Genomic DNA, 13,462 nt, shown 5'->3' with positions numbered 1-13,462 from the left:
TAATTTTTTGAGAAAGAAAACCTTAAAATTTCCTTAAAAATTCCATAAGTTACAGAAAGATGATATGATATTCGAGGAAATTAGGAGGGATTTTTTATGTATGAAGCAAATATTTTGCTCGTTGATGATGAAACAGCAATTTTACAATTACTAACTACCATTCTTGAAAAAGAAGGTTTTTCTCATATTACAACTGCAACATCAGCTGAAATGGCTTTATCTCTCACTCAGCAAAACGATTACGATTTAATTATTTTAGATGTCATGCTTCCTGGACAATCTGGTTTTGATATTTGTCCAATCATTCGTCAAAAAACAGATTGTCCTATCTTCTTCCTCACAGCTAAAACATCTGATTTAGATAAAATATCTGGATTTTCACACGGTGCAGATGATTATATTACGAAGCCATTTAATCCACTTGAAGTGGTAGCTCGTATGAAAGCACAACTCCGAAGACATATGAAGCAAGTCATGCCACACGAACAAAAAGCACACTCTAGTTCATTTGGCAGATTTGAAATTGATCGATATTCCGCAGAGCTTACAGTAAATGGGCGTGTTGTCGAATGTTCCGCCCAGCTATTTCAGCTATTACTCTTCTTTTGCGAGAATCCGAACTACGTATTTTCAAAAGAAGAAATATACGAGAAAGTTTGGGGAGCACCTGCCTACAATGGCGATGACAATACCGTTATGGTCCACATTCGAAAACTACGTGAAAAAATCGAACAAGACCCAAGTAAACCAGAATATATAAAAACCGTTCGCGGACTTGGCTATAAGTTCATTACAAAGTAGGGTGACGATATGAACTTTAATAAACGACTTATTATCCAGTTTATCATGCAACACGTATTTGTTTTAGTTACATTACTGATTGCTGTAGTAGCTGCATTCACGTATTTAATTTTTCTTGTTACGAGTACTTCATACGAACCGAACATTCCAGATGCTGAAAATTTTATGATTGCAAGATACATCTCTTCAGAAGATGGCAATATTTCGTTAAAAGCTGAAGTAAAAGACTTAATTAAAGAGAAAAATGATTGGATTCAAGTTGTCGAGGAAAACGGAAAAGTTCTCTATCACTTTAATACACCTAGTGACGTACCAACATCTTATACGAAAGCATCTTTATTCTCGTATATACAAAATCATATAGAAAATCCTTATACATTTACATATTGGGAAATTGAATTAGAAGAAAAGAACGTACTCGTTATTTACGGCGGCATGTTAAAAAGCAATGCACTACTAAAAACAATTCAGAAAGCGCACCCTTCTGTATCTACCGATTCGTTCACATTAACAGAAGAAGAACAACAGTTACTTTCTAAAGAAAAAGCAACACTTCAAATCTTTAATAGTAAGGGCGATGAAGTATTCTCCTATCCAAACGGAAAGAAAAAAACGTTTTCTGTTATACAAGCTGCTCTTAATGAAAGGGAACCGTGGAATCATAAAGAAAACACGTCTAGCTTTTACGACACAAATAGCAATCATCTCCTTGTTGTAACAGCAAAAAATGAGCACTACTACCCAGACGATGAAATAGACGATGTATTTACTAAAAAGTTTCTAATCGGATGCGGATTAATCCTTCTTATCGTATTTGTCTATTTAGTCATTCTTTCTATTTGGTACGGTAATAAATTTGGAAAACCGTTATTACATGCGATGCGCTGGCTTAAAAATATTGCTGGTGGAAAGTACGAAGAGCCTGTTAGTAAAAAAGGGAAACCTATCAGGTTCAGGAAATCGGGTAAAGAAAAATGGTCATTCCGCTTATTTAGTGATGTTACAAATTCACTAGAGCACCTTTCTATTACACTCAAAAAAAATGATGCAATGAGGCAAGTACTGCAGCAAACACGTGAAGAATGGATTACTGGTCTAACGCACGATTTAAAAACACCACTAAGTTCTATATACGGCTACGCATTATTACTAGAATCAAAACAGTATAACTGGACTGATCGTGACATTCAGCAATTCGGCAGCGTTATGAAAGAGAAATCTCAATATATGACCACACTAATTGATGACTTAAGCTTAACGTATCAATTAAAGAATAATAGTCTTCCTGCGCAGCACGTAAACATTGAAATGAATCAATTCGTCCAAAAAGTATTATTACAATTCATTAATAATCCGACACTTCAAAATCAAAATATTGAATTCGTACCAAGCTCAAACAAAATTCAATATTTCATTGAAGAAAAATGGTTCCAACGCATTATCGAAAACTTACTCGTAAACGCTGTAAAACATAATAATGAAACAACTAATGTCATTGTAAAGCTTTCACAAAATGCTACTTCATTCACACTCTCTATTTCAGATAACGGAAAAGGAATGGATGATAAAACGAAAGAGCTTCTATTTGAGCGATATTACAGAGGAACAAATACAGAAGAAAGCAACATCGGAACTGGACTTGGCCTCGCTATTACAAAGCAACTCGTTCATGCTCATAACGGAGCGATTTCTATTGATAGTGAACTAGGAAAAGGAACGACGATTATACTTGTGTTTCCGTTTCGTTCGTAGAAAAGGCGCTATGTGGCGTCTTTTCTTTTTGGGGAGAGTTCAGCGGTATATGAAATTATACGGATCGTTTTTTAAAGTGTTTTAGCGGTATATGAAATTATATCGGCGATTTTTTGAATATATCGGCGCAACTCAAATTATATCAGCGATTTTCTAAATATATCGACTTACCGACAAAAACCGACAACTATAACCTACTTCCTCTACTATACAAAGTAAAAATAAAACTATTAACAAATACATTTCTAAACTGTTATACTATAAATAGAAGTATAAACTAACTAAGTTTTGCATAAAATGAAGTAGACGAGGTGCTTCCAACACCCCGTCACTGCAACTAATTACCGCAAGGTGGAAGGTTGCAACTAAAGCTTATTTGCGCTTAGAAGACTTCCCACGCTTCGCAGGCAGACGGGTCGTCTTCTTTTTGCGCTTTTTTGCCGTTAATTTCTTAAATCCCATAACTATACCTTCTCTAGCTATCGTTTTTGTGATTTCCAACAAAATTTGCAAAAGAAATTCCATACGATTACATCTCCTTTCTTCACCAAATGAAGAAAGGGCATAACCTTCCACCCGCAATATTTAATTGCCATTTTACCATTTTCAAATGTATTACAGATAAAGCAATACAAATTTAACAATCCACTCATAAAAAATAACCGTTCATAACTCACTATGAAAGGTCACTCCATATTTCAGTTATTTTCCTACCAACACAAACACATTCTCATCAGGTACTTCCATTACCGCAACGTGTCCTGATTCTGTTGGAAATGGTTCGCGAATCCATTTTACATCTTTATTATCTTTTAAACTTTCATACGTTTGTTGCACATCTTCTACCAATACTTCGACTTCTATAAAATTAATATCCGGATGATTGCTTATTACTAACTCCGAACTTTTCTCATCTGGAAACTTCAATCCTATTAACGTCCAAATAGCCCCTTCTTCTAATTCTCTTTCTTATAACCCAGTTTTGCTCCATTCCCATTTCTTTATAAAAAGAAACGGATTTTTCTATATCCTTCGTATGTATAGATACACATTCTAGTTTTTGGAACATATTCCCACTCCCCCTTTATAAAAAAGCGAACCATTTCTCAATGACTCGCTCTCAATCTATTATTTCTTCTTCACCGGTATCCAAAGTTCAATTTGAGCGAACTCACTTTTATCTGCATGGGAACGCTCATCGTATAGCTCAAACTCATTAACGCCGCAATGTTCGTATCCTGAATGCGGGAACCACTCTGAGAATACTGCATTCCATGTTTGGTGAATAGACGATACCATTTCTTCATGAGGAACTTTCGGCGTTGTAAATACTGCATATGTTGCTGCTGGGAACGTACGCTTTGCAATTTCATTTGGTACATTTTCAAAGTCTGTAACTTCCATTCCGATAATATAAGTGAATTCCCCTGTTTCTAAATTAAAATCAGTACATAATCCAAGCTCTACCCATTGGCTCGTATCTTTACGATTTGGAATCGTCGTTCCAAGATCTTTTTGTAAATATTCTTGCCAAAATGCTGGAATGTCTTGATGGTTCTTCCCTTCTTTACTTGTCGTCTTCAGTTCATAACCCGCCATTAAAAATTCTGGTTTATTTACAATACGATATTCCATTTGTATGCCTCCTAAATACGGATTTAATTTTCTTTGCTTTACATTCACGCTGTAATACATCGGTGTTTCTATTTCTTGCTTTCGATATTCACTCGGTGTCATTTGAAATAATTTTTTAAAGGCTCTCGTGAACGTTTCGTGAGATTGAAAGCCATGTTCAAATGCGATATCAATAATTTTTTCATCCGTATGAGAAAGTTGATAAGCTGCCCGGGCTAACCTCCTCTTCCGAACATACTCCATTACCGTATCACCTACTAACGCCTGGAATACACGATGAAAATGCGACTCAGAAAAACCTGCAATGCGAGCTAAATTACGCAGTGTCTGTTTTTCCATTACATCTTCCTCAATATAATCAATGGACCTTTGAATTTGTGTTTCATAGCTTTCCATCTCTGTTCACCCGCCTTATATGTATTATGATAAAAGAGAATCTTATCCAATTCTTGACGTTTTTTACTATAATTCCATAAAAAATTGTAACTTTTTTATATGTATTTCGTTGTTATGTATGAAGGGAGGGAAATGTAGTGAAACGTAAACAATCATTAGAAGAAATTTACTCAGAACATATGCAAGATTTATTTCGCTATCTTCTCTCCCTAACCGGCGATTCCCATTTTGCTGAAGATCTCATGCAAGAAACCTTTTACCGAATGCTCGTCCATATTGACTATTATAAAGGAGAAGAAATTAGGCCGTGGTTATTTACAATTGCCTACAACGCCTTTATCGATTGGTATCGAAAAGAAAAAAGATATAAAACGACGACAATTACAGAATTCCATTTACCAAACGTGCCAAGTACAGAGCACTCTTATTTCGTAAAACATGAGATTGCTAGTTGGTTAGACAGTTTATCTTCTCTTCCGCTCGAGAGACGAAATGTTCTGTTACTACGAGATTACTACGGATTCTCTTATAAGGAAATAGCAGTGATGACTGGTCTCTCACTAGCAAAAGTGAAAATTGAATTACACCGTGGTCGAAAAGAAATGAAAAGCATAAAGGAGTGATACGGATGGGTTGTACAGAATTTAAAAAACTATGGGAGAGATACGAAAACGGAACGCTCACGCATAATGAACAAGAACTGTTAGAAAATCATATTGAGACATGTGAAGAATGTGAAGCTTACTTAGATCAATTGCTTTCGGAGAGTGAACCAATAAAGAAAAAACTACCACCACAAAAACTGAAAGTCCCATTTTGGAAAATAAAATGGAAACAACGTTGGCACACCGTTAGTTTTGTCCTTGCCGTTTGTATTGCAATCTATTTTGTCGATCATTTTTCATCTTCTCTTTACTTCTATAATATGAAAAAGTTAGCCGAAGTAAATGAGATTCCAGCACTCGCACTAGAAGCAACAATTCCAAATAGTCGTTCCACTGGAGGCAGTACAAAAATCAAACCCTTTTTCCGTACAGAAAATGAAATGAATTTAGTTAAAACTGTCGGCAAAAAAGAACTTCCAATTGGCACAGTAACAACGCGTAGTTTCTTATCATCTGTAACTGACACAAATCAATCATGGGCAAATAAACCCTATTCCAACAAACTTTCCTTTGTTCACCCGAGAATCAAGCAAGATGATCATTTGAAAGAAATATCTAAAAAAGTTTGGGATACACTTGGAAAGATACATGAGGGCACCGTTGCTGAAGTAGCGATTTCTTTTGACAAACCATATACGTTAAAAGAACTAGAATCCATTCTATATAGCGCATTTGAAGCACAAGAAATGCCGCCAACTCCTATATGGTACGCTTTAGACACAGGGCAAGAAAGAATAGATGAAGAAGATTTCATCCTACATGGCGGAGAGGTTATCGGATTTCCAGAACATATAAATCTCCCTGATAATGAAGCAAAACGACCGAAGACAAAAGAAGATGAAGTAATCGAAATGATGCGCATTCTTTCTGAACATAAAGAAACTGTAAGTAAAACTACTTGGACTCCTGAAAAAGAGCTGAACTTAGATAAACGCTATGATTATGTAAAAGATAACGGTGTGAGAGTATACGGAATCGTCATTACTGGGCCGTCGAAAGAATTGTTAAAGTTACAAAACTCGCCTCACGTACGTTATGCGACTCTTGGAGATATCGAGGTTTGGAATTGGTTTGATCAGTAATGAGAAAAAGTAGAGCATCTAGGAGTGATGCTCTACTTCTTTATTCCCTCCCCACAAACTTCCAAACTAAAAATGCTGCACATAGATAGGAAAGCCCAATAACTAAAAAGCTATAGCTTGCCCCTTTGTACCAATTGGATGATTCATTTAAAATGATTCCCATAATTGCTATACCAACTAATGCACCAATTTGACGATTTACATTTAAAGTTGCTCCAGCCATATTCCCATTTTCACGACCGGCAGATTTCATTACAATTGTAGTCATGGCAGGTACTGCTATACCGATTCCAAGATTAACAACACTATAAATGATTGAAATTCCTATATAACTCACATTATTTACTAGAAGCATTAATAATACAGATCCTATACTAGCTATAAATAACGCTATGAATAATAACCATTTTGAGCTAAACTTACTCACCATTTTTGCAAATAATACATTCCCAATAACAAATACGCTCATCATCGGCAATAGTTGTAATCCTGCTACAAATGGGCTTGCTCCATATGCTTTTTGTAAAAAGAATCCAAACATAAATATGCCGCCAAATAACGAAAAGTTTATTAGAAATCCAACTATATTCGCCAAGATAAATGTCTCGTTTTGTAACAATACTCTTGGTACAACTGAGTTTTTTGATTTTCGTTCTGCATAAACAAAGAGAATAGTAGTTAATACCGTCCCCACTACTCCGCCTAAAATTTGAGGCGAAGACCATCCATAACTTGGCCCTTCAATTAGAGTAAACGCCAATAATGTTATTGCAATTATACCGATTAAATGATTTAATACGTTTATTTTCTCCTTTTTCGGTAAAACGTTTGGAATAATTACAAAGGCCATTAAAATACCAATCATCCCAATTGGAAGGTTTATAATAAAAATGCTTCGCCAGCCAAATGTATTTACTAAAAGGCCACCAATAAAAGGACCCGTACCAGAAGCAATGGAGACAATTGCGGACCATATCCCAAACATTTTAGCTCTCTTCTTTTCATCCGGAAACGATACTACTAATAAACTAAGTGAACTTGGCATAAATAAAGCTGCTCCAACACCTTGAATTATCCGCCCAATAACAAGAGTGTTCCCCGTTATAGCAACCGTACATAAAAGAGAGGCGAACACAAAAATAATTAAACCAATTAAATATATTCTTTTTGCTCCAAATCGATTGGCCAACGCCCCTCCAGCTAATAATAATGCCGCAAAAGATAAAATATATCCGTCAACAATCCATGTCGAACTATATAATGTCAGCCCTAATGTTTCTTGAATATTTACCACTGCAACATTTACTACTGTTACGTCTAATGTTGCCATAATAAATCCCATTGCCAAAGCGATTAAAATGATAATACCTGATTTTTCTTCTGTTTGAACATCTAAATTTCTGCTAGCCACCCCATTCACTTGCTTACTCCCCTTTCAAAAACTAGTGATTTACCTATATATTCCTTTAGGACTATAATAAATAAAGTACTTCATTTATAAAAGTACTGATTTTTTATATAGTACCTATACTTTTATATAGTAAGGAGTGTTTATATGGAAAATGTAAATGAAGAAATTTTATTAAAATGCCCCATTGAAAAAACAATGTCTGTAATAGGTGGAAAGTGGACTTTTTTAATTTTAAGAGATTTGTTCTATGGTCCTAAACGTTTTGCTGAGCTTGAAAGATGCCTAAACGGTATTAGCCCACGCACCCTATCTCTTCGCTTAAAAGAACTTGAACAAGAAAATATTATAAAAAGAACAATCTACTCAACTATGCCACCTCACGTGGAATACTCACTAACAAAAAAAGGCGAAACACTTCGTCCTATTTTTGACGCGATGAAGGATTGGGGAAACAAGTGGAAAATATTAGAGTAAAATGAAAGAGGTTGCTAAGAAAATAGTAACACCGCATTTTCTTAGCAACCCTTATCATATATTATAAACTACGTACTTATTTTATATTTTACCAACCGAACCCTGTAATAAAACATGCAATACGTTACTTTCCCATACGCAAACATTTCGTTTCAATATCAGAAATTGCATTTCTCTCCCTCACGTTCTACTCTTATAACTCCCTTTATAATCATTAATTTTTCAAGGTTATAAATGTTAACCATTCCCCTAAATCAATATCATTATTTAAATCGATTATACTCCGTATATTTCTTCCGATAATGCAAAGGCGTTTCTCCGTAAATTCTCTTGAAAATTTTTGCAAACTTACTTGGATTATCGTATCCAACCTGCATTGAAATTTCCGTAATGGACTCATTTGTATGAATAAGTAATTCCGCTGCGTACTCTACACGTTTACGCTGAATATATTGATAGACTGACATTCCAAACGACGCTTTAAAATAACTTTGCATACTTGATTCACTCATATTCGCCATTTCAGCTAAGTTCTGTACTTGAATCGGTAGGTGAAATTGCTGATGAATTACATCAAGTATCCCCTCTATTCGTTGATCTACAACTTCTGGCCAAATTTTTTGAAGGCTATGTGCTAAAAACTCTAAAACTTTTGCTTTAATTAATAAATGGTTCATAGCATTTTCTTTAAATTCGTTTTGTAAATAACGCGCAATAGAACGATGAATCGTCTCACTCTCTTTTTGAAAAATAATTTTTCTTGAATGAAGAAAAAACTGCTCGATTTCCTTCCAAATATGGAGCTGATTTTCTTGAATGAGATACCGCTCCAACCAATTTAAGTCGAGAAAAACACTCATTCCTGTGAGCTGATCATATTGAAGCTGTTCTTCAATCTCATTAAAGAACAACAAAGTTTTCGAGTCATATTGTGTGGCTAATAAAGTGTTTCCCTTTTTTGTAATTTGTCCATCCAATATAACTGTAATCTCTAATATTTTTTTCAATATAGGTATTTTGGGGCGTTGGAATGTACAGTTATCAAAAATCTGCATTTCGACCCCTTCTTCAATATACAACCGCCTCACTTTACCATTTACAAAATGATACGTCGTTCCTAGCCAACTTTCGTGATGAACAGCATCATTGCTTCTTTTCATTTCCGTAAAAAAGGTATTTAATATATTTTTCATTTTCTTCACCTCCGCCTCAAATTACGGTTTCGGGCTATTTTTTCGATATTGGAGTAGTTATAACTACTGATAATGTTTATCATTTGGATTATCAATCACTAGGAGATGAATCGAATGAATATAAAAAAATTTGCAGCAAAAGATTTAATTACAATTGGATTATATACTGTTCTCTTATTTATCGTACAGTCTATTGTCATTGTCATCGCAAGTCCATTCTTGACATTTGCCCCACCACTTACCCCAGCTATCGGTATGTTCTTTGGTGGCATCGTCTATATGTTAATGGCCTTGCGTGTGAGTAAGAGAGGCACACTGTTGTTAATGGGAACATTAACAGGTATTTTCTTTGCACTAATGGGAACGCCTGTTATTCTACCTTATTGCATTCTAATTGCTTTCATCGCTGAACTTACTTTACTAAAAGGTGATGGTACACAATATAACAATCGTCACCGCCAAGCAATTGCATACGGTATGTACGGTGCATTCTTCAGCATTGGTTCCTATATCACAATCTACTTACTTGGTAGGAATCAATTAGAAAAAATGCGTTACTCAAAGGAAGCAATCAATGAATTAATTTATTTCGCTTATTCACCTGAATGGATGACAATAGGTCTTATTGGCGGATTTCTTTTATCTTTATCAGGTTGCTACTTCGCAACAAAATTACTACAAAAACACTTTGTTAAAGCTGGTTATTTATATATGAAGTAACACATTAGGAGAGATTTTTATGTTCGATGTACGTTTACAATTTACTCTATTAATCCTTTGTGGATTTCTGACAATTTCTGTTACAAACACTGGCTCACTCGTACTCGCGTTGTTCGCCGTTCTTCTACTCATTTGTCAAAATCAATATCGTTTAGGTGTCAAATGGTTCATTCTATACAGTTGTCTGTTCTTAGCATACCATTTCATTTCAACTTATATGAATGCTCCCATTTTAAACACACTTTTATTGGTATTACTCATTGCTTTAAAAACATTACCAACTTTTATTATCGCATCTGGATTATCGAAAGTTCCATCTGGACAACTACTAGCAAGTTTACAAAAATTAAAAATTCCTGAAAGTGTTTTATTAACTCTTACAGTTGCCTTGCGTTTCTTTCCTATTTTACGTGCTGAGTCCAAAATCATCAGAGAAAATGTGCGTATTCGTGGTATTTCATTAAAAAGCCCGAAAAATTGGATTCGTTTAAATCAAGTGTTTGAATATGCAATTATCCCTTTATTGATGAGAACAATTCGACTGGCTGATGATTTGAGCGCCTCAGCAACAACTCGCGGAATTGATGCACCATGCAAAAAAACAAGTCACTATGCGATCGCCTTCTGTCCGAAAGATAGCATTGCTCTTCTCCTCGGTTTATGCATGTTTGGCGCACTTTGGATTTCATAAGGAGAATTGGCTATGATTACACTCAAAAATGTTCAATTTGAATACCAAGCGGGGAAACCGCTTTTAAAAAATATCAATTTAACAATTCAGGAAGGAGAATGCGTTCTTATTACCGGTCCTTCAGGATCTGGAAAAACGACACTAGGACGAATATTAAATGGTTTAATACCAAACTTTTATGAAGGAAATTTGCAAGGTGAAATTATTATTGATAATGTCCATACGAAGGATATTCCAATATGGGAGCTTAGTAAAAAGATTGGTAGTGTCTTTCAAGATCCAAAATCTCAATTTTTCACTTCTATCGTTCAAGATGAACTCGCTTTCGAACTTGAAAATTACGGAATAGAGCGAGGTATAATTGAACAACGATTACAAGATGTGTTACACCAAATGGAATTAGTGTCGATTCAACATCAACACGTCATGAGTCTTTCTAGCGGACAAAAACAAAAAGTTGCCATTGCAGCAGCGCAATTGATTAATCCGCCTTTGTTCGTAATGGATGAGCCTTCTGCAAATTTAGATTTACAGGCAACCAATATTCTCAAAGAAGAATTGCTCTCTTTACGAGAAAAAAAGAAAACAATTGTCATTGTAGAACATCGACTGTATTACTTAATGAACCTTGTAGACCGTATTATTTATATGGATAATGGTGAAATCCAAAACATTTATACACCACATGAGTTGCTCGCTCTCTCTTGCGAAGAAATAGAAGAATTAGGATTACGTTCTCCTTTTATTGAAAAAGGCAAAATGAACAACCTCACTTCTCCTTCAAAATTAGAAAAACTGCAAATTGAAGACTTGCACGTCAAACATAAAGGTGCAAAAGATTGGATACTGCAAAATTTAAACATTACACTTTATGCAAATGAAGTAACGGCGTTAATCGGAAAAAATGGTGCAGGTAAAACGACGTTCGCTCGCACATTAATAGGATTAAAAAAAGAATGTGCAGGCAACATCCACATCGATAACATGAGACTAAAAGCCAATAAACGAATGCAAAAAATTTGGTTCGTTATGCAAGATACAGTTTACCAACTATTTACCGATAGCGTATGGAATGAAGTGTTACTCAACCACCCTAATCAGGAGGAAATGGCTGAAAATGTTCTAAAGACCCTCCATCTATGGCATTTGAGAGACAATCATCCTGCCACTTTATCAGGCGGTGAAAAACAACGGCTCGTTCTCGCAATCGGTTTAATGAATGAAGCTTCTATTTTCATACTAGATGAGCCGACCTCAGGTTTAGATGGGATGAACTTAAGACGTGTTATCAAAGTAATTCAACAACTTGCCAAACGATTCTGTCACGTGCTTATCATTACTCATGATCACGAGCTCGTTGCAGGTGCTTGTCAGCGCGTTCTAAAACTAAGAGATGGAAAGATTACAACTGATGTCCTGACTCGTACATTCTCTTATAGAGAACTTGTAGATTTTATGTATGAAATTGAGTAAATTAATAGAGTACAATACAAAAAAAGTTACCCTCAAAATAGCTACATCACTATTTTAGGGTAACCTTTTCTATTTAATCCGAAATCACTTTCACATACATCCCTCTCACTGCTTTTTCATAAGCTCTATCACTCATCCGTCTTATGTTTTCTGACACAACAGACGATGGGACGACTTCCCCTTCACGAAGTAACGGAGGATCAATAAGGCGTACTTTATTGTTCTGATGTAAATCATAATCGTTTCTATCTTCTTTTACTTTTACATTCGGATGAACTTTGCTTAATAAAGCATGTACTTCTGGATTATTACATTGCTGCAATTTCGAAATAAGCTCATCATCTTCAAGAAGGAAATCATCTACATGAATAACCTTTTTGTGTAGCGCTAACTTTAGCGTTTTCGCTAACATATCATTTCCGTAAATATTCATTGGTTTCATAAAGAAATCAATGACTTCTTTGTAATACGTTTCTGTAAACCACTCTGCCATTTCGATATTTTGAAGGATCATTTTCCCATTTACTACGATGAGATCCTCTAAAAAACTGTGAGCTTCTTCTAAAGAAATATACCCATATGTATACCTATCTCGTAACGTATAATCCACTCGATCTGCGCATAATTCGGGCGCTGACCGTTCCAGTAACGTCCACTTCGAATCATCTAATAAAATATCTTCATAGTTATAAGCATACTTCGCAAGAATCGCTGGAATTTCTGAGTTTTTCACAACAGAACTAAATATCTCTTCATGATAACTTTCATTTCTATTATCAAAAACGTAATCAATCACATGAGAAAAAGCAGTATGCGATACGTCGTGCAGTAAACCTGCAATTTGCTCTTCTACTGAACCACCTAGTTTTTTAACTAACAACATAACACCAACTGAATGATCAAAGCGCGTTACATTCCATTCCTTGTTCACTAAATAACTTGCGCCAGTTTGATGAATACCTTTTAGTCTTTGCACAGACTTACTTAAGATTAATTCTTCTACTACTGGATCGACTTTAAATTCTCCGTATAGTACATCTGATATGATCACTTATAATCCCCCTTTATCTCAGCCGTCTCTTATAATCATACCTCTTTTATAAAATCGAAACTAATTAATATTTTAAATCTAAATATATTGATATTAAATTATAAATGTTGTATATTAT

13 protein-coding genes and 1 pseudogene are annotated in these 13,462 nt (G+C 35.1%); 8 read left to right on the top strand and 6 right to left on the bottom strand.

The genetic code is table 11. The annotated features are described in order from the left end of the window. Positions 1–96: 96 nt before the first annotated feature. Complete coding sequence (locus ACVWY7_RS05425) at positions 97–801, top strand: response regulator transcription factor (RefSeq protein WP_000272701.1); 705 nt, start codon at positions 97–99, stop codon at positions 799–801. 9 nt (positions 802–810) lie between these two features. Further along, entirely contained in the window at positions 811–2,553 is a 1,743-nt protein-coding gene (locus ACVWY7_RS05420) for a sensor histidine kinase (RefSeq protein ID WP_001010471.1), read from the top strand. Positions 2,554–2,925: 372 nt separating this feature from the next. Here the strand turns inward: ACVWY7_RS05420 and ACVWY7_RS05415 are convergent, their stop codons facing one another. From ACVWY7_RS05415 to ACVWY7_RS05405, 3 genes and pseudogenes are all read right to left on the bottom strand, one after another. Further along, positions 2,926–3,078 (bottom strand): hypothetical protein, encoded by a 153-nt coding sequence (locus ACVWY7_RS05415; protein WP_000394950.1) that lies wholly within the window; start codon positions 3,076–3,078, stop codon positions 2,926–2,928. Positions 3,079–3,255: 177 nt separating this feature from the next. Continuing rightward, positions 3,256–3,622 (bottom strand): annotated as a pseudogene (locus ACVWY7_RS05410) (VOC family protein). Between the two features lie 59 nt (positions 3,623–3,681). Further along, the gene (locus ACVWY7_RS05405; RefSeq protein ID WP_073525473.1) at positions 3,682–4,584 is read right to left on the bottom strand and encodes an AraC family transcriptional regulator; all 903 of its coding nucleotides are present in this window, start codon (positions 4,582–4,584) and stop codon (positions 3,682–3,684) included. A 137-nt stretch (positions 4,585–4,721) separates the two neighbouring features. Between ACVWY7_RS05405 and ACVWY7_RS05400 the strand changes: the two genes are divergently transcribed. Both ACVWY7_RS05400 and ACVWY7_RS05395 read left to right on the top strand, forming a co-directional pair. Next, a complete protein-coding gene (locus ACVWY7_RS05400; RefSeq protein WP_000824000.1) occupies positions 4,722–5,207 on the top strand; it encodes an RNA polymerase sigma factor in 486 nt (161 codons plus the stop codon). Between the two features lie 5 nt (positions 5,208–5,212). Next, positions 5,213–6,331, top strand: coding sequence for an anti-sigma factor (locus tag ACVWY7_RS05395; RefSeq protein WP_000501936.1), 1,119 nt, complete (start codon positions 5,213–5,215; stop codon positions 6,329–6,331). A gap of 40 nt (positions 6,332–6,371) precedes the next feature. On the opposite strand, the gene ACVWY7_RS05390 is transcribed toward ACVWY7_RS05395, so the two are convergent. Then, entirely contained in the window at positions 6,372–7,751 is a 1,380-nt protein-coding gene (locus ACVWY7_RS05390) for an MFS transporter (protein WP_326969162.1), read from the bottom strand. 135 nt (positions 7,752–7,886) lie between these two features. Here ACVWY7_RS05390 and ACVWY7_RS05385 point away from each other — a divergent pair, with 135 nt between their 5' ends. Further along, positions 7,887–8,216 (top strand): winged helix-turn-helix transcriptional regulator, encoded by a 330-nt coding sequence (locus tag ACVWY7_RS05385; RefSeq protein WP_000432592.1) that lies wholly within the window; start codon positions 7,887–7,889, stop codon positions 8,214–8,216. Positions 8,217–8,479: 263 nt separating this feature from the next. Here ACVWY7_RS05385 and ACVWY7_RS05380 read toward each other — a convergent pair whose 3' ends face one another. Then, a complete protein-coding gene (locus ACVWY7_RS05380) occupies positions 8,480–9,376 on the bottom strand; it encodes a helix-turn-helix transcriptional regulator (protein WP_456523699.1) in 897 nt (298 codons plus the stop codon). Positions 9,377–9,523: 147 nt separating this feature from the next. Between ACVWY7_RS05380 and ACVWY7_RS05375 the strand changes: the two genes are divergently transcribed. The 3 genes from ACVWY7_RS05375 to ACVWY7_RS05365 are packed head-to-tail and all read left to right on the top strand — an operon-like array spanning position 9,524 to position 12,293. Continuing rightward, complete coding sequence (locus ACVWY7_RS05375; RefSeq protein WP_001022102.1) at positions 9,524–10,129, top strand: MptD family putative ECF transporter S component; 606 nt, start codon at positions 9,524–9,526, stop codon at positions 10,127–10,129. Between the two features lie 19 nt (positions 10,130–10,148). After that, positions 10,149–10,820: an energy-coupling factor transporter transmembrane component T family protein gene (locus ACVWY7_RS05370; RefSeq protein ID WP_000460688.1), complete on the top strand. Its 672-nt coding sequence runs from the start codon at positions 10,149–10,151 to the stop codon at positions 10,818–10,820. A 12-nt stretch (positions 10,821–10,832) separates the two neighbouring features. Beyond that, a complete protein-coding gene (locus ACVWY7_RS05365; RefSeq protein WP_000631364.1) occupies positions 10,833–12,293 on the top strand; it encodes an ABC transporter ATP-binding protein in 1,461 nt (486 codons plus the stop codon). Positions 12,294–12,366: 73 nt separating this feature from the next. On the opposite strand, the gene ACVWY7_RS05360 is transcribed toward ACVWY7_RS05365, so the two are convergent. Beyond that, positions 12,367–13,344: an HD domain-containing protein gene (locus ACVWY7_RS05360; RefSeq protein ID WP_105988975.1), complete on the bottom strand. Its 978-nt coding sequence runs from the start codon at positions 13,342–13,344 to the stop codon at positions 12,367–12,369. Positions 13,345–13,462 lie beyond the last annotated feature (118 nt).

It is taken from the genome of Bacillus sp. TE9106W (genome assembly GCF_054062215.1).
The sequence above is the reverse complement of the archived record's forward strand: the minus strand, read 5'-3'. Positions and strand labels throughout refer to the sequence as shown.